The 14,903-nt window shown below is 64.2% G+C and carries 16 protein-coding genes and 1 tRNA gene; 6 read left to right on the plus strand and 11 right to left on the minus strand.

Going from position 1 to position 14,903, the window contains the following annotated elements:
• Nucleotides 1-2 precede the first annotated feature (2 nt).
• The 8 genes from ILT42_RS16925 to ILT42_RS16960 form a co-directional block, all read right to left on the minus strand.
• Nucleotides 3-1,559: a formate dehydrogenase beta subunit gene (locus ILT42_RS16925; protein WP_204216878.1), complete on the minus strand. Its 1,557-nt coding sequence runs from the start codon at nucleotides 1,557-1,559 to the stop codon at nucleotides 3-5.
• Nucleotides 1,556-2,032 carry a formate dehydrogenase subunit gamma gene (locus ILT42_RS16930; protein ID WP_204216879.1) on the minus strand — a complete coding sequence of 159 codons (477 nt, stop codon included), beginning with the start codon at nucleotides 2,030-2,032 and terminating at the stop codon, nucleotides 1,556-1,558. The genes ILT42_RS16925 and ILT42_RS16930 overlap by 4 nt, the downstream gene beginning before the upstream one ends.
• A 98-nt stretch (nucleotides 2,033-2,130) precedes the next feature.
• A complete protein-coding gene (locus ILT42_RS16935; RefSeq protein WP_204216880.1) occupies nucleotides 2,131-3,024 on the minus strand; it encodes a LysR family transcriptional regulator in 894 nt (297 codons plus the stop codon).
• A gap of 63 nt (nucleotides 3,025-3,087) precedes the next feature.
• On the minus strand, nucleotides 3,088-3,321 hold the full coding sequence (locus ILT42_RS16940) for a hypothetical protein (protein WP_204216881.1): 234 nt from the start codon (nucleotides 3,319-3,321) through the stop codon (nucleotides 3,088-3,090).
• 34 nt (nucleotides 3,322-3,355) lie between these two features.
• Nucleotides 3,356-3,502, minus strand: coding sequence for a hypothetical protein (locus tag ILT42_RS16945; RefSeq protein ID WP_204216882.1), 147 nt, complete (start codon nucleotides 3,500-3,502; stop codon nucleotides 3,356-3,358).
• Nucleotides 3,503-3,576: 74 nt separating this feature from the next.
• Entirely contained in the window at nucleotides 3,577-3,777 is a 201-nt protein-coding gene (locus ILT42_RS16950) for a hypothetical protein (RefSeq protein WP_204216883.1), read from the minus strand.
• Between the two features lie 186 nt (nucleotides 3,778-3,963).
• Nucleotides 3,964-4,131 carry a hypothetical protein gene (locus tag ILT42_RS16955; protein WP_204216884.1) on the minus strand — a complete coding sequence of 56 codons (168 nt, stop codon included), beginning with the start codon at nucleotides 4,129-4,131 and terminating at the stop codon, nucleotides 3,964-3,966.
• Nucleotides 4,132-4,253: 122 nt separating this feature from the next.
• On the minus strand, nucleotides 4,254-4,634 hold the full coding sequence (locus ILT42_RS16960; protein WP_204216885.1) for a hypothetical protein: 381 nt from the start codon (nucleotides 4,632-4,634) through the stop codon (nucleotides 4,254-4,256).
• Between the two features lie 393 nt (nucleotides 4,635-5,027).
• Here ILT42_RS16960 and ILT42_RS16965 point away from each other — a divergent pair, with 393 nt between their 5' ends.
• On the plus strand, nucleotides 5,028-5,201 hold the full coding sequence (locus ILT42_RS16965) for a hypothetical protein (RefSeq protein ID WP_204216886.1): 174 nt from the start codon (nucleotides 5,028-5,030) through the stop codon (nucleotides 5,199-5,201).
• 28 nt (nucleotides 5,202-5,229) lie between these two features.
• On the opposite strand, the gene ILT42_RS16970 is transcribed toward ILT42_RS16965, so the two are convergent.
• Nucleotides 5,230-6,213, minus strand: coding sequence for a calcium-binding protein (locus ILT42_RS16970; RefSeq protein ID WP_204216887.1), 984 nt, complete (start codon nucleotides 6,211-6,213; stop codon nucleotides 5,230-5,232).
• Nucleotides 6,214-6,630: 417 nt separating this feature from the next.
• Here ILT42_RS16970 and ILT42_RS16975 point away from each other — a divergent pair.
• The 4 genes from ILT42_RS16975 to ILT42_RS16990 all read left to right on the plus strand — a co-directional run bounded on the left by ILT42_RS16975 (nucleotide 6,631) and on the right by ILT42_RS16990 (nucleotide 11,506).
• Nucleotides 6,631-6,720 (plus strand) — tRNA-Ser (locus tag ILT42_RS16975).
• A gap of 151 nt (nucleotides 6,721-6,871) precedes the next feature.
• Nucleotides 6,872-9,124, plus strand: coding sequence for an ATP-binding protein (locus ILT42_RS16980; RefSeq protein WP_204216888.1), 2,253 nt, complete (start codon nucleotides 6,872-6,874; stop codon nucleotides 9,122-9,124).
• Entirely contained in the window at nucleotides 9,117-9,572 is a 456-nt protein-coding gene (locus ILT42_RS16985; RefSeq protein WP_204216889.1) for a response regulator, read from the plus strand. Before ILT42_RS16980 ends, ILT42_RS16985 begins: the two co-directional genes overlap by 8 nt.
• Nucleotides 9,573-9,625: 53 nt before the next feature.
• Nucleotides 9,626-11,506: an HWE histidine kinase domain-containing protein gene (locus tag ILT42_RS16990; RefSeq protein ID WP_204216890.1), complete on the plus strand. Its 1,881-nt coding sequence runs from the start codon at nucleotides 9,626-9,628 to the stop codon at nucleotides 11,504-11,506.
• Here the strand turns inward: ILT42_RS16990 and ILT42_RS16995 are convergent.
• Both ILT42_RS16995 and ILT42_RS17000 read right to left on the minus strand, forming a co-directional pair.
• Nucleotides 11,493-12,737 (minus strand): extracellular catalytic domain type 1 short-chain-length polyhydroxyalkanoate depolymerase, encoded by a 1,245-nt coding sequence (locus ILT42_RS16995; protein WP_204216891.1) that lies wholly within the window; start codon nucleotides 12,735-12,737, stop codon nucleotides 11,493-11,495. The two genes, ILT42_RS16990 and ILT42_RS16995, sit on opposite strands and share 14 nt — an antisense overlap.
• Before the next feature lie 105 nt (nucleotides 12,738-12,842).
• On the minus strand, nucleotides 12,843-13,262 hold the full coding sequence (locus tag ILT42_RS17000; protein WP_204216892.1) for a hypothetical protein: 420 nt from the start codon (nucleotides 13,260-13,262) through the stop codon (nucleotides 12,843-12,845).
• Between the two features lie 659 nt (nucleotides 13,263-13,921).
• Here ILT42_RS17000 and ILT42_RS23225 point away from each other — a divergent pair.
• A complete protein-coding gene (locus ILT42_RS23225) occupies nucleotides 13,922-14,881 on the plus strand; it encodes a septal ring lytic transglycosylase RlpA family protein (protein WP_204216893.1) in 960 nt (319 codons plus the stop codon).
• Nucleotides 14,882-14,903: the final 22 nt, after the last annotated feature.

Below are 14,903 nucleotides of genomic sequence, written 5' to 3' on the forward strand. Positions count from 1 at the left end.
CCTTACTCCGCGGCCGCTGGCAGGTGCGGCGCCTTGTCGAAATCTTCGGGGAAATGGGTCAGGGCGCTCGTCACGGGGACCGGCGTGAGACCGCCCATGGCGCAAAGGGACGCGTCGGTCATGAGCTGACAGAGATCGTCGAGAAGGGCGACGTTCTTCTCCCGCTCGATCCCCGCCACGATTCGGTCGATCACCTCGACACCGCGCACCGCGCCGACCCGGCAGGGCGTGCACTTGCCACAGCTTTCCGCGGCGCAGAATTCGAAAGCGAAGCGGGCCTGCACGGCCAGATCCACCGTGTCGTCGAAGACCACCACGCCGCCATGGCCGAGCATTCCCTTGGCGGCCGCAAAAGCCTCGTAGTCCATGGGGATGTCGAGCATATGCTCCGGGAAATAAGCACCGAGCGGCCCGCCCACCTGCACGGCGCGGATCGGCCGCCCCGAATGGGTCCCGCCGCCGAAACCCTCGATCACCTCCCGCAGGGTAACGCCGAAGGCCAGCTCGAGCAGGCCACCGCGCTTGACGTTTCCGGCCAATTGAACCGGCAATGTGCCCATCGACCGGCCCATGCCGTATCGTGCATAGGCCTCGTGCCCATGTTCCAGAATCCAAGGGACGCTGGCGAAGGACAGCACGTTGTTGACGATCGTGGGCTTGCCGAAGAGACCTTTGAGAGCGGGCAGGGGAGGCTTGGCCCGAACCGTGCCGCGCTTGCCCTCGAGGCTCTCCAGAAGCGATGTCTCCTCGCCGCAGATATAGGCGCCCGCGCCGAGGCGGGTCTCCAGGGTGAAGGCTCGGCCGGATCCGAGAATCGAGGAGCCCAGAATGCCCGCCTGGGTGGCTGCCTCGATGGCGGCGTTCATGGCGCGGTAGGCGTGGGGGTATTCGGACCGGATGTAGAGGTAGCCCTTGGTGGCACCCACCGCGAGCCCCGCGATGGCCATCCCTTCGATGAGGGTGAAGGGGTCACCCTCCATGAGCATCCGGTCGGCGAACGAGCCGCTGTCGCCCTCGTCGGCGTTGCAGACCACGTATTTGCGGTCCGCCTCCGCGTTAAGGACGGTGTTCCACTTGATCCCCGTCGGAAAGCCCGCGCCCCCACGCCCCCGTAGGCCGGACAGCTTGATCTCATCCACGATTTCAACCGGTTCGAGGGCGAGTGCCCGGCGCAAGCCCCTGAGGCCGCCATGCGCCTCGTAATCCGCCACGGACTTCGGATCCGTCACCCCGCAGCGAGCGAAGATGAGCCGGGCCTGACGGGTCAGGTAGGCCACGTCCTCCAAACGTCCGATGCGTGAGGGGTGCTCCCCGCCCGCCAGGAACCCGGCCGCCAACAGGCTGTCGATGTCCGAGGTCTTCAGGGGGCCATAAGCGATGCGCCCTTCGGCCGTTTCGACTTCGATCAGAGGCTCGAGCCAGAACAGGCCCCGTGAGCCGGTGCGTACGATCTCGAGCGCAAGGCCGGCCTCCGCTGCGGCATTCTCCAGCCGCGCCAGGATCCGCTTCGACCCAAGCGACAGCGAGGCCGCGTCCTGCGAGATGAAAACGCGCGTCATCGTCCACGCGCCTCCGTTACGAGTTCATCCAGGGTGTCCGCGCACAGTCGACCCACGGGCTCCCCGTCGTAGAGGGCCGCCGGGGCGCAGGCGCACAGGCCAAGGCAATAGACAGCCTCGATCGTCAACCGCCCATCGGCCGTGGTCTCGCCCCACATCACGCTTTGTCGTTTCAGAAGGGCGTCCGCGAGCTCGGCGCCGCCCATGGACTGGCAAGCCTCCGCCCGGCAGATCTTCAGCGTGTGGGCGCCGCCGGGCTGCCACTTGAAATCGTGGTAAAAGGTCAAGATTCCATGCACTTCGGCGCGCGACAGGTTGAGCGCCGACGCGACCAGGGGAAGGGCTTCCTCGTGGATGTATCCGAACTCCTCCTGCAAGGCGTGCAGGATCGGCAAGGCCGGCCCATCCCAGTGGCGCTCCCGCATGACGATCTCGGACGCTCGCACGCTATCCCATTGGGCCGGCTTGGACATCTTCTTCCCTGGAACCGTTCTCGTTTCGGCCAGCGTGTCGAAGACAGGCGCGAGACACAAGCGTCTTGTCACATGTCGCGATAGAAAACCTCTATCGATCAGCTGGCGAGACCGGCCGCGAGACGGCGGGCCTCGCTCACGAGGGCCGCCGTGATCGGCGTCATCGGATCGCGCTGCGGCACCACGAGGCCGATCCGATGCACCGCATCCGGCTCCGTGATGGGGATTGACCGCAGGCGCTCCGACAGGCCCAGCGTGTCCGCGAGCTTCTCGGGCATGATCGTCGCCCACTCGCCTGTTCGCACGTGCGAGAACAGGACGATCATGGAGTTGGACTCGAGGGTCGGCGCGGGATCGTTCCCCGATCGCTTGAGAAGATTATTGATGATGCGGCGGTTTTGCATGTCCGGCGTCAGGAGACATAGCGGAATGCGGCCTACCTCGGCCCAGGTGACGCTCTCGCGATCCCCGAGGGCGCCGGTTCTGGACGTCAGCAGGCGATAATGCTCGGGATAGAGCGGTACGGTTCGCACGCGGCCGAGCGGCTCGTTGTCGAGATAGGTCAGCCCCGCGTCGATCTCCAGGTTGTCCAGCATCGCCAGCACCTCGGCGGACGTGCGGGACAGAATGGTGAAGCGCACGTCAGGGTGCTTGGCCCGGTAGGGCGTCGTCAGGCTCGACACCATGGCGAGCGCCGTCGGGATCGCGCCGATGTGCAGATGACCGACCAGCCCGTGCTTGAGCGACAACACGTCCTGTCGCATCGCTCGGGCGTCGGCCACCAGCCTTTTGGCCCATTCCAACACCCGCTCGCCCTCGGGCGTCAGTCCGCGATACCGCGAGGTCCGATTGATGAGCAGCACGCCAAGGGAAATTTCCAACTGCTTGATCCCTGCGGACAGCGTCGGCTGCGTCACATTGCAAGCCTCGGCAGCGCGGCTGAAATTGCCCTCACGGGCGACGGCGATGAGGAATTGCAGCTTGTCGATCATACGCGCGATGGAAAGGATACCGGAACGCCGACACCTTGCCGCGCGCCCGGTGGAGGCAGAACCCTACTTTGGTCGAGTGCGCGGCCGGGCCTGAAGCGCCCGGACAGCCATGATCGGGCCGAGGACCGCACCCAGAAATGCGCCCGCCAGCCCGGCGGCAACGGCTGCGTAACCGCAGGCGCCCTCGAAGCAGCTTACGTCCAGATAGTCGTTGAGCAGGAGGCCGCCGCCGAGGCCAACCGCGAATCCCACGGCGCCGCCGAGCAGGAAGGCCGCGACAAGCGCCAGAATTCTCATGGGCGTCCGGTCGGGCGGGGTGGGGCCGGGTTCATCATCCGGCGGAAAGGACGAGAATGACGATGGCGAGGCCCAAGCTGGCGAAGGCAATTGTGTCGGCCGCGTGCTTCGAGGCCTTCAGGACCCTTGGAAGCAGGATTTTGGCTGGAAACAGCGGCCCGCAGCACTTGTCCATGGTCATCCCCTTCGCTCGATCGCGTGAGTCGGAGACTGGCGCGGCCGGGTGACCTGCGCTGTGCGCTGCCTCACATCCGCTCAGCCCAGATCCCGTGAGCCGTGCTGGGCGGACCCTGGAGTGGATTTGGACACGTCGTCCGTCAGTGCGGCGCGGGACTCGCCCGCAGGGAAGGCGTGGTAGACGGCCCATGTGCAGAGCAGGAGGGCTCCCAGCATGACGATCCACTGAGCGGCGCGGCTCCGAGGACGTTCGGCCGTTTCGCGCCAAACGGGTGTCATTCGATCCCGCGCCATGTTCCCCCGCCCTGTGGCTTGCCGTGATGAGACGTTCGGGAGGGTAGCCGCGAGCGCGATTCGAGCACCGTCATATGATGGTTTGGGATTTCAAGAACGCGTGAGAAGGTGTTGTCCCACAACCGGAAGCTTAAAAACCGGCGTATCTAGATAATCGTTTGCTTCAAGCTCCTAGTTCGGCAGGAGAGAGCCTTGAAACAGCCAGTAGAAGGCCCCGAGCCAGAAAATACCCGTATAGAGCACGATGCCCAACCAACTCAAAACAGCTTGACGATCGACGACGTCGCGCAGGTCATGTCGGCGGCTTTCCTTTGGAGCCGCAAGCAAAGATACCGGCATCACTTTGTTCCTCCCCAGATGTTGCTGATGGCGGCTTAGTGTGACCACTTTATGGCCAAGCCCTCCGGGAGGACGGGGCGTGAGGCTCTATTGAAGAGGTCTCAGCCCGCGCTTCGCATCGATCAGTACCAGGGCCCCCATACGCCCCAATAATTCCAGGAGGCATCCTGCAGCATCGCCGCCGTCATCTGCCGCTGGTCCGCAAGGCGTTGGTCGAAGGCCATCTGCTGATAGGCCGCATAAGCGGTCTGATCCCCATAGTAGAGGCACCGGCAGATCGTCGGATCTGCATAGAGATAGACCGGCTGGCCGTTCTGATTGTTCGTGACGAACTTGTGGGGTGGAAGCGCCTTCAGGCCATTGATCTTGTCGGCCGTGTCCGCGAGCTTCACCTTGAAGCCTGCGGCGGCGAGCATGTTTTCCTTGTTCTCCACGGCGGTGACGCAACCCGTCACGCCAAGGGAGAGGGCGACGAGTGCCGCCGCTGTAAGAATGCGAGCCATGAAATCCTCCCTTTCGACGCGACCGGTTTATTGCGGGCCGACTACGGGACCCGGCAGCACGTCCGTACCGACGCGGCCGCTGGGGGGAAGGGGGCTCTGGACGATTTGAGCCTCGACGTAGTTGGGGGGCGTACCTTGAGACGACCCGGACAGGCAGCCGGCTAGGGATGCGCCCAGCAACGCCAAGGCAGCAAATTGTAAGATCTTGCGCATCGTCTATCCCCCGACCTGAAGTTTTCGTCCCCACCACCCAGTGGCCGAAATTTACGGTAGTTGCCGCCTGGATCCTTGTAAACTCGGCAATTACATTCATTCCTAAGGAAGATTAACGGTGTGCCGCAGAGGAAGAGCGCGGATCTTTCTCAAGACGACCATCGAGACCGAGGTGACCGGATGGCGAAGGAACCCAGGAAGACCGACGAGGAGCTCCAGCGCGAGCTGGACCGCGAGCTCGATGCGGAATTGGAGGATACGTTTCCTGCCAGCGATCCGCCGCAGGTGACGCGTATCCCCGCCCGGAGCCAATATACGGGCGATCCGGACGAGGATGAGAACAAGACGGAATGATGAGGGGGCCGCCCGAGCGGCCCCACCTCTACAGGACGAAATCAGCCTTGGTCAGTCCGAGCTTCACGCCCTTGAGGGCGATCTCGAACTGGGTCGCGCCGGTGTTGCCGTGCACATGCGTGACGCCGGCCTTGAGGTCTTCGTGATAGAAAACGTGCCCGGCCTTGTTCACCTTCTTGGCTCCGTCGAACGCGAAGCTCTGGTTGCCGGCCTTGCCAGCCTGGGCATCGATGGCCGACAGATCGATCTTGTCGCCATGCCGGAAATCCATGATCCGGTCGCCGTTGGCATGGGAGGCTGACTTGAACGCGAAAGTGTCCTTGCCCTTCCCGCCCCAGAGCGTGTCCCGGCCGGGACCGCCCCACAGCGTATCCGCCCCGGCGCCGCCCTTGAGGACGTCGTTGCCCGCGCCGCCGAACAACTGATCGGCACCGGCGCCGCCGACGAGCTTGTCGCGTCCGCCAAGGCCCTTGATGACGTCGTTGCCGGGCGTTCCCACCAGGATGTTCGCGCCCGCGTCGCCGGCGAGGACTTTGGCGACGGTGACGGCGGAGGAGTTGGTGACCGTCGACGGGATCGAGGAAGGCTTGGTGGTGGGCGGCTTCGAAGGCGTCGCCACCTGAGGGCTGGAGCCGGACACGAACGGAATGTCGTAACCGGACAGGCCGGACAGATACTTCACCAGCCCGGAATCCGTCGCATAACCCGCACCCTTCGCGTCCAGGAAGTCCCGCATCTTGCCGATGCCGGCGAGATGGGATCCGGCCACGATGACCGACGGGGTGATCAGGATGCCCGAGATGGTGTCGCCCAGATGGTCCGTCATATGGAAGTTACTCTGCTGGGCATACTTCCAGTAGAGTTTGAGCATGTCGTCGAAGACTTTGTCCTGTAGCGACGGAGTTCCCAGGAGCTGCGTTTTGCTGGTGACGCCGTTTTTGCCTGTAAACTGCCCGACCCAATCCTGCTCCTTGGTCCCGTCCGTGTAGTATCCGAGATCCTTCAGCGTCACCTCGGCGAACTGATAGGCTCCGAGATAACCCTTTGAACTAACAAGGCTATAATTTTGAGTGGATTCCCGATCCCGAATAGCTGAGAAGAAATCAGCATAGCTCTTACCACCAGTTGAAGCCCCCGCCATTTTGCCTCCAGTTAAGAATAAAGACACAAAAAAAGGTCGGTTACGAAGCCCGACCTATCGAATGACCTATGCTTAACAAATGATGTTTCTTAGCGTCAATACAGATTATCTTTTGATTTACCATGTATTACCCAAGGAAATGCGAGCCCGCAAGCAACCACCGCAAATCCATGATTTTGTTGATCAAACCGATCCCGTTCCGGGTCGGCACGGCCCGCCCGCGCCAAAAAGGCTTGACGACCGACCCTCCATATTGAATGCGTAACGGGTTCGCTTCGGGGCGATCGCGGAAGGGTGGCCGAGTGGTTTAAGGCAGCGGTCTTGAAAACCGCCGTGGGTGCAAGCCCACCGTGGGTTCGAATCCCACCCCTTCCGCCACGTCATCCAGACCCGAACGGTGGCGCTTCCTTCAGGAAGCTCCGTGGAACAGCGTGTCGCAGGCTCCAACCCGTCATCCTCGGGCTTCAGGTTTTGAATTCCGGGCCCGATGCCCTACAAATCTGGCATCTCATCGATTGAGGCCTGTTGATTGTCTTCGCCTAAGGCCAACCTTGCGGACCTGGACACCTGCGCCCAGGAACCCATCCGCATTCCCGGCAAAATCCAGCCGCATGGTGTCTTGATTGCCCTCTCGGGCGAGGACGCGTCGATCGTCCATGTCAGCTTCAACGTGAGCAGGCTCGGTCTCGACGGCGAGTCCGTTCTCGGCCAAAGATTCGATGAGGCGGTGCCGACCCTGGCCAGACAGCTCCAACCTCTCCTCGACGAGGTTCGCGGACGGCAGGAGGATGGGCCGTCTCGCGCCATCATGATCGAACTGACCGGGACGGGAGGCCGATTCGAGGCCTCGGCGCACCGCTGCGGCGACCTGCTGATCGTCGAGCTGGAGGATGCGCGGGCGGGGGTGGCGACGGCCGGCGAGCCCGACCCCGACCTTCGCGCCTTCGTCAGGCGGCTGCAATCGACCGCGAGCCTCGACCACCTGTGCGCCCTCGCGACCGACGAGATCCGTCGCATGACCGGCTTCGACCGGGTGATGGTGTATCGCTTCGATGAAAACTGGAACGGGACGGTGCTGGGCGAGAGCCGCAACGACGTTCTGCCCTCCTATCTCGACCTGCGTTTCCCGGCCTCCGATATCCCGGCCCAGGCCCGCGAACTCTACCGCATCAGCCCCATCCGCATCATTCCCGATGCCGCCTACGAGCCCGTGCCGATCCTGCCGGTGCTCACACCGGGCACCGACAAGCCGCTCGATCTCAGCTTCGCAGCGCTTCGCAGCGTCTCGCCCGTTCACATCGAGTACATGCACAACATGGGCACAAGGTCGTCCATGTCGATCTCGATCCTCCAGGGCGACCGGCTCTGGGGCCTTATCTCGTGTCACAGCCGGGAGGCACGCCGCGTTCTGCCTCAGATTCGGAACGCCTGTGATTTTCTGGCCCAGATCTTTGCCCTCCAGGTCGGCGCCCTGGAGCAGGCCGCCAGTGCCACGCACCGCATGCACCTCAGTTCGGTGCAGACGAAGCTGCTGGGCTTCATGGCCGAGGAAGACAGTTTCGTCAGCGGACTCCTCGAGCATCCGGCGGAATTCCTGGAGGTGGCGGAGGCGTCCGGCGGCGCCATCGTGGTGGGGGACAGCATCCGCCTGATCGGAGAAGCACCCTCGGTGTCGGAGGTGAGGGACCTCGCGGACTGGTTGAGGCGTGAGCACAAGGCCGATCTGGTCGCAACGGATTCCTTGGCACGCGACCGGGGCCTCCCGGCCACGGAGACGAGCCCGGCCGCCGGACTTCTGGCCATGTCCATTTCACAGGTCCACACCGACTACGTGATGTGGTTCCGGCCCGAGGTCGTCCAGACCGTCAAATGGGGTGGCGATCCGACCAAGGCCGTGTCCGCACAGGACGGCTCGATCCGGCTCCACCCGCGCAAGTCCTTCGAGATCTGGCGCGAGACCGTGCGCGGGCAGTCCCTGCCCTGGTCGCGGAACATCATCGAGACGGTGAGGGAGTTGCGCAACGCGGTCGTGGGGATCGTGCTCAAGCGTGCCGAGGAGCTGGCCTCGCTCACGGTCGAATTGCAACGCAGCAACAAGGAGTTGGAGGCCTTTTCCTATTCCGTCTCCCACGATCTGAGGGCTCCGTTCCGCCATATCGTCGGTTATTCCGAAATGCTGCGAAACCAGGAGGGAAGCCGACTCTCGGAGCGAGGCAGGCGCTACATCGACACCGTCATCGAGGCGGCCTTCTCCGCCGGGACGCTGGTGGACAATCTTCTATCCTTTTCGCAGATGGGACGGGCGACGCTCAACAAGCGGGCGGTGGACCTCAACATGATCGTCGAGGACGTCATCCGCCGCATGGCACCCGATATCGGCGACCGACAGATCGATTGGCGGATCGGACGCTTGGGTTCGGTCCGGGTTGATCCGGTCATGTTCAAGCTGGCGGTGGAGAATCTGATCTCGAACGCCGTAAAATACACGCGCGGTCGGGACGTGGCCGTCATAGAGATCGGGCGCACCGACGATCAGTCCGAGAGCGTCATCTTCGTCCGCGACAACGGGGCCGGCTTCGATATGCGATACGTCAACAAGCTCTTCGGAGTGTTCCAGCGCCTTCACAGGGCGGAGGAATTCGAGGGGACCGGCATCGGTCTGGCCAATGTCCGCCGGATTCTCGAGCGCCATTCCGGCCGTGTGTGGGCGGAGGGGGCCCTGGATCAGGGCGCGACCTTCCATATGGCCCTTCCCAATCAGGAGGCGGCTCGCAATGGCTGACCTGAAGCCCATCCTCCTCGTCGAGGACAGCCCGAACGATCTCGAGCTGACGATGACGGCTCTCGAGCAAAGCCAGATCGCCAACCCCGTCGTCGTCGCCCGTGACGGAGCGGAGGCCCTGGACTATCTCTACCGGCGCGGGCCCTTCGAGAACCGGCAGGACCGCGATCCGGCCGTGATCCTCCTGGACCTGAAGCTGCCCAAGATCGACGGCCTCGAGGTACTGGCGAAGGTCAAGAGCGACCCGGCCCTGCGCTCCCTTCCGATCGTGATGCTGACATCCTCCAGGGAGGAGAGCGATCTGGTGCGCAGCTACCAGCTCGGCGTGAACGCCTTCGTGGTCAAGCCGGTCGGCTTCGAGGATTTCTTCAAGGCCATCCGCGAACTGGGAGTCTTCTGGGCGCTCTTGAACGAGCCTCCCCCAGGGGGCGGCATGCTGAAGCCGTGACGGACCATCACCCCTCTTCCTCCTTGGCGGGCCAGGAAACGATATCGATCCTCATGCTGGAGGATAGCGATCTCGACTTCGAACTGATCGCCGATGCCTTGAGTCGAAGCGACCTGACCGCGCGGATCCGGCGGGTCGTGTCCCGCGAGGCGTTTCAGCAAGCCGTGCTCGGCGGGGGGCAGGACGTCATCTTGGCCGACTATGTCGTTCCGGGCTTCGATGGCGACGAGGCCTTCCGGTTCGCCCTGAAGCACGCACCGCAGACGCCGTTCATTTTCGTCTCGGGCACCCTGGGCGAAGACATCGCCACGGAGGCGATCAAGGACGGCGCGTCGGACTACGTCACGAAGCATCGGCTCGACCGCCTGCCTCGCGCGATCCACCGCGCCCTGGGGGAGGCTCGCCTCCGGAAGGAAAACGACAGGGTCCGCGAGGATCTGGCAACCAAGGAGCAGGCCCTGCGGGTCAGCGAGGAGCGCCTTCAAGTGGCCCTGGACGCCGCCGAGGTCGTGGGCATCTGGGACTGGGACTTCGAGTCTGACCTGATCCATGCGAGCGCGCGCTTCGCCCGGATCTATTCGGTGGACCCGGAGATGGCGGCGATCGGAGCGCCGGCCAACCAGTACTTCGCGCATATCCATCCGGACGATCTCGGACGGCTGCATGATGCGATCGAGGAAGCCAAGGCGGGGGACCCCATCTTCCAGAGCGAATACAGGATTCGACAGCCCGACGGAACCGTGCGGTGGGTGCTGGCGAAGGGGCGGATCTACAAGAATGCCGTCGGCAAGCCGGTCCGGTTCCCCGGAGTGGCCATCGATGTCTCGGACCAGCGCCTCGCGGAAGACCGCAAGTCCCGTCTCGTCGACCTGATGGACCGTCTGAGAAACGCCGACACCGTCACGGAAATCCTCGATGCGGCGGTCGGTGTCGTCGGATCGGGCCTTGCCGCGTCCCGCGCCGGCATCGTCAGGCTGGATGCCTCGGGACGGATCGCCACCGTCGTTCATGAATGGTGCGCGTCAGGCGCTCAAAGCATTGAGGGCCGCTACGAACTTGCCCGGTTCGGACGTTCATTCGTCGACGCGCTGGCAAGCGGGCAGCCCCTGATCGCCCCCGATGTCGCTCTGGCGCCCGAGACCCGGGCCTCGTTGCCCATTTTCGAAGCCCTGAGGATCAAGTCCTTGATCAACCTGCCGCTGATCGAGCAGGGCCGTCTGGGAGCCGTGCTGTTCGTGCATGCCCAGGAGGTCCGGCACTGGACTCAGGCCGACGTCGGGTTCGTGCGGGATGTGGCCGACCGGATGTGGGCCAGCGCCGAGCGCGCCCGTGCGGAGGAGCGCCAGCAGATCCTGATCAACGAACTGAATCATCGGGTGAAGAACACCCTTGCGACGGTCCAATCCATCGTCAACCTGACCCTTCGAAAGGCGGAGACCCTTTCGAGCGGATCGACCGCCATCGAGATGCGGCTGCTCGCCTTGTCTCAGGCCCACAACATTCTCACGCGGGAGAATTGGGACGGGGCGGAGCTGCAGGAGATCGTTGCGGAATCCACGACGGCCTACCGGAGCGCCCGGGAGGACAGGCTTCACATCAGCGGCCCGAAAGTTCGCCTGAATCCGCGAGCGGCGCTCGCCCTCTCCATGGCGCTCCATGAGCTCGCCACGAACGCCGTGAAATACGGCGCTTTGTCGAACGATACCGGCCGGATCGTCGTCCAGTGGGCGCTGGAGCGGCGGGACGCGCGCGACTGGCTGAGACTCCGGTGGGAAGAGCAGGGCGGTCCGCCGGTCCAGGCGCCCTCCCGGCGGGGGTTCGGCTCGCGGCTCATCGAGCGTAGCCTCGCCCAGGACCTCGACGGCGAGGCCCACATCGATTTCGCTCCGGACGGGGTGATCTGCCGCGTCGATACGGCCGTCACGCTGAACTGACCCCCGATCCGGGACGGTCGAGGAAAAAGCGCATCATTTCGCGGCTCGCGTCCGGCCCGCGAGGCTCCGTATACGAGCCCCTCGGGCTCCCGCCCGACCAAGCATGACCTGCGCCATGGAGCACCCATTGCTCCAGCATGGCCCGTCCGGCGGCATCGGACGCCACCGTCCGGGTATAGGCGAGGCCGCCGGGCGCCCGTCCGTGGGTGGTGCTCGTGTGCAGGTTCAGGCCCGACCCGGACTGGGCCGCCACCTGATCGCCGTTGATGGGGTTGACCGTCGTATCTCCGTCCCCATGGAACACGATGGTTGGCACCGCGCGTCCCGTTCCCCAGCGCGGTGCCGCACCACCCTGGCGCATGGCCGCGAAGGCGGACGGCATGTCCCGCGCCGCGCCGCAGGCCAGGCCCGAGTGCACGCCGACGGCCGCGTAGAGCTCAGGATAGGCCGCTCCCATGATGGCGGCCGCTGCTCCGCCAGCGGACAGGCCCGCCACAAAGACCCGTCCGGGCTCGACCGGCAGGCTGCGCATGATCTCCTGGGTGATCCCCGCGATAAGGGAGGGCTCGCCCAGGCCGCGCTGCTGGTCGGCCGCATTGAACCAGTTCCAGCACCGCGAGGCGTTCGCGGAAGCCGTCTGCGCCGGATAGGCCACGAGGAACGTCATTTCCTCGGCCAAGTCGTTCATGCGCGTGCCCGCCGCGAAGTCGTCCGGGGACTGCGTGCAGCCGTGCAGCATCACCACCAGAGGGAGCGGCTGCTCCTTATAGCCGCTCGGAATGTACAGCTTGTAGGATCGGCTGCCGGCTCCATTGCTGAAGACGCGCTCCTCGAAGCGCGCCCCAGCAGGCAGCGGCTCCTGGACTGACGCCGGCCTCAGACGGGCGGCTCCACCGAAGCCGAGGCCCTTACCCGGCCGTCCCAGGCGCTCGATGAACCCTCTCATGGCCTCGGGGATGGCTCCCGCCGCGGCCGAGGCGTCGGCCGGAGCGCCAGCGGCCTTTCCGTGCGGTGGCTCCCAGGCTCCCTCCGGAGACGATGGCGGCACCATATCGATGGTTGCGGCAGGCCCTGCTCCGCGAGTGTCCCTAACCCGGCTCGCGCTTGCCTCAGCGGGGATTGGACCCGCATCCGGTGCGTCTCCTCGCAGCATCGCCATGGCCTCGCGCAGCCTGCCCTCGCGGGTAAGGCGGGTGACCTCGAACATGTCGACATTCGGCGTGACGTTCATGATTGAATTCCTGCATTGGGTCGATGGGAGTCCAACGCTGCGCTCCTAAGGGGCCGCGATGTCTCGGGACGGGTGGAATTTGGGTGAGGGGCGGGCCGGCCGAGGTCAGCGCATCCTGTCCTTCAAGGCCTCCTTCACGGCAGGGCTGGCGTGCAAAGCCCCCAGCACCTGAACGGAGGCAATCGTTTGGCGTGCCAGATCGGGGCTGACGTCGTCGGCGATGCTGGCGAGGCCGAGCACCTGGATATGCAGCGCTTCCCCAGCCGCCTGCACGGCCTCGAGGTCCTGTCGGCTGAAGTGGCGCAGGCCGAGGTCGAGCCGGTGCCGCGCCACGGATTTCGTGACGGCGTCGCCGTGCCGCTCGAGCTGGTTGCGGATTGCGGTCCGGATAAAGTCCGTTCGATTGGAATAGAAGCCGTCCCTGACGAGCAGATCCACGTGCCCCAGATCCACGTATCCGAGATTGATCGTGATCTTCTCGCTATCCGCGGCCCGCGCGCGAGCCTCTGAGACGTTCTTGGCCATGAACACCATCCCTCTACCATCCCCATGGATGGCATATGGATGGCCTGCATGGTCTTCGCAAGAGATGGGTTCAGATCTGTTCGTTTGGTCCGAGGTGCTGTCTCGGGACGCCTGGAACGGAAAGTGCTTGGGTCGAAGGTTTTTCGAAGGGCGGGTTGTGATGCGATTGGGCCACGGAAGCGATATTCACGCTACGACACAGGCGAAACACCGGCATTTCGTGCGTCTTGGTTAAAAGACCGCTCCGCGCCGTCCCAAACGTTGGCATAAAATTTCAGAAAAACGATCTAAGCTATTGATATAATTGATTTTACATTGATTTTAAGCGCCATGCCCGACTGGGTTCATGGGAAGGTCCCGCGGTCCGTCGCGACCAGCCCGCACCTCCTGCCAAGCCTCGGCAACCTCTCGCCAAACCGTTGAAATGTCGACAGGAAATGCATGCTGTGCACATCTACTCCGATTAAAGCTTAGGCATTGACAAGCGAGACCGTTTTAACGTCTCCTTAACCTCTGAAAACGCACCTTGCCCCGATGAGACCCGGCGACAAGGCGCTTACGCGACAACTCCGCGCCAAGCGGGATGAGGAATGCGAGGCGGCATGATTTGTGATCGCACCGATCCAAGCAACGGCTTCTCCAGGCAGAGAGGCCCTTCCATGAGATTGCTCCTCCGCATCGCGGGGGTGACGGCGATCGCGCTGACGGCGGCCAACTGCTCGAAGGGGGTCGGAGGCATCGACCCCAAATACGGCGTCGCGGCGAGCCCACGCGTGGTGCGCGACGGTGAGGCCGTGCCGAAGGGTGGCGGCCGCAACATGGTCGGCAAGCCCTATACGGTCGCCGGCAAGACCTATGTTCCGACCGAAAATCCGGGTTATGCGCGGGAAGGGCTCGCCTCCTGGTACGGCTCGAATTTCCACGGTCGCCTGACCGCGAACGGCGAAGTCTTCGACCGGGGCTCCATCGCGGCGGCGCACACGACCATGCCGCTTCCGAGCTACGCCCGCGTTACCAACGTTCAGAACGGTCATTCCATGATCGTCCGGGTGAACGACCGCGGACCGTATCACGGCAATCGGGTCATCGACGTGTCCGAGCGCGCCGCCGAGGCCCTCGGTTTCCGCCGCGCCGGCACCGCTCAAGTGAAGGTCGAATATGTCGGCCGCGCCTCCACCAACGGCAGCGACGACCGCATCCTCCTGTCGAGCCTGCGCACGGACGGAAGCCCCGCCAGTCTCGGCAATGGCCGTCCGACCATGCTGGCGGAAGCTCCTCCAGCAGCCCCCGTCCGGCAGGTGCGTCAGACGATCACCATGGCCAGCTATGAGGCGTCCGAGCAGGTCGAGACGGTCACGCCGATCGCGGGCAACTTCGTAGCCGCTGAGGCCGCCCGCGCCATCAATCACGTGCCGCTGCCGCCGGAGCGTCCCTTCGACCTCGGCACGATCCCGGGAGCGGCGACGCCCGTCCGCACCTCGGCCCAGAACACGGGTGGGCGGCCGGTTGTGGCTGGCCTCTACTATGCCGAGCCGCAGCAGGCGCGCGGCTTCCAGAGATCGGCTGCTTTCGGCTCTCTCGACCAAGCTAAATTTGTGAGCAAGTCGACCCAAAACTAAACCGTGATAAGCGTAGCGTTGA

Origin of the sequence: Microvirga pudoricolor (genome assembly GCF_016892705.1) — a bacterium.
Taxonomy (GTDB): Bacteria; Pseudomonadota; Alphaproteobacteria; order Rhizobiales; family Beijerinckiaceae; genus Microvirga; species Microvirga pudoricolor.

Excerpts from the sequence above, each read along its gene's own strand:
- ILT42_RS16950 (WP_204216883.1), bottom strand. The coding sequence starts at position 3,777 with ATGACACCCGTTTGGCGCGAAACGGCCGAACGTCCTCGGAGCCGCGCC.
- ILT42_RS16960 (WP_204216885.1), bottom strand. The coding sequence starts at position 4,634 with ATGGCTCGCATTCTTACAGCGGCGGCACTCGTCGCCCTCTCCCTTGGC.
- ILT42_RS16930 (WP_204216879.1), bottom strand. The coding sequence starts at position 2,032 with ATGTCCAAGCCGGCCCAATGGGATAGCGTGCGAGCGTCCGAGATCGTC.
- ILT42_RS16985 (WP_204216889.1), top strand. The coding sequence starts at position 9,117 with ATGGCTGACCTGAAGCCCATCCTCCTCGTCGAGGACAGCCCGAACGAT.
- ILT42_RS16965 (WP_204216886.1), top strand. The coding sequence starts at position 5,028 with ATGGCGAAGGAACCCAGGAAGACCGACGAGGAGCTCCAGCGCGAGCTG.
- ILT42_RS16955 (WP_204216884.1), bottom strand. The coding sequence starts at position 4,131 with ATGCCGGTATCTTTGCTTGCGGCTCCAAAGGAAAGCCGCCGACATGAC.
- ILT42_RS16995 (WP_204216891.1), bottom strand. The coding sequence starts at position 12,737 with ATGAACGTCACGCCGAATGTCGACATGTTCGAGGTCACCCGCCTTACC.
- ILT42_RS23225 (WP_204216893.1), top strand. The coding sequence starts at position 13,922 with ATGAGATTGCTCCTCCGCATCGCGGGGGTGACGGCGATCGCGCTGACG.
- ILT42_RS16990 (WP_204216890.1), top strand. The coding sequence starts at position 9,626 with ATGCTGGAGGATAGCGATCTCGACTTCGAACTGATCGCCGATGCCTTG.
- ILT42_RS16940 (WP_204216881.1), bottom strand. The coding sequence starts at position 3,321 with ATGAGAATTCTGGCGCTTGTCGCGGCCTTCCTGCTCGGCGGCGCCGTG.
- ILT42_RS16945 (WP_204216882.1), bottom strand. The coding sequence starts at position 3,502 with ATGACCATGGACAAGTGCTGCGGGCCGCTGTTTCCAGCCAAAATCCTG.
- ILT42_RS16925 (WP_204216878.1), bottom strand. The coding sequence starts at position 1,559 with ATGACGCGCGTTTTCATCTCGCAGGACGCGGCCTCGCTGTCGCTTGGG.
- ILT42_RS16935 (WP_204216880.1), bottom strand. The coding sequence starts at position 3,024 with ATGATCGACAAGCTGCAATTCCTCATCGCCGTCGCCCGTGAGGGCAAT.
- ILT42_RS17000 (WP_204216892.1), bottom strand. The coding sequence starts at position 13,262 with ATGGCCAAGAACGTCTCAGAGGCTCGCGCGCGGGCCGCGGATAGCGAG.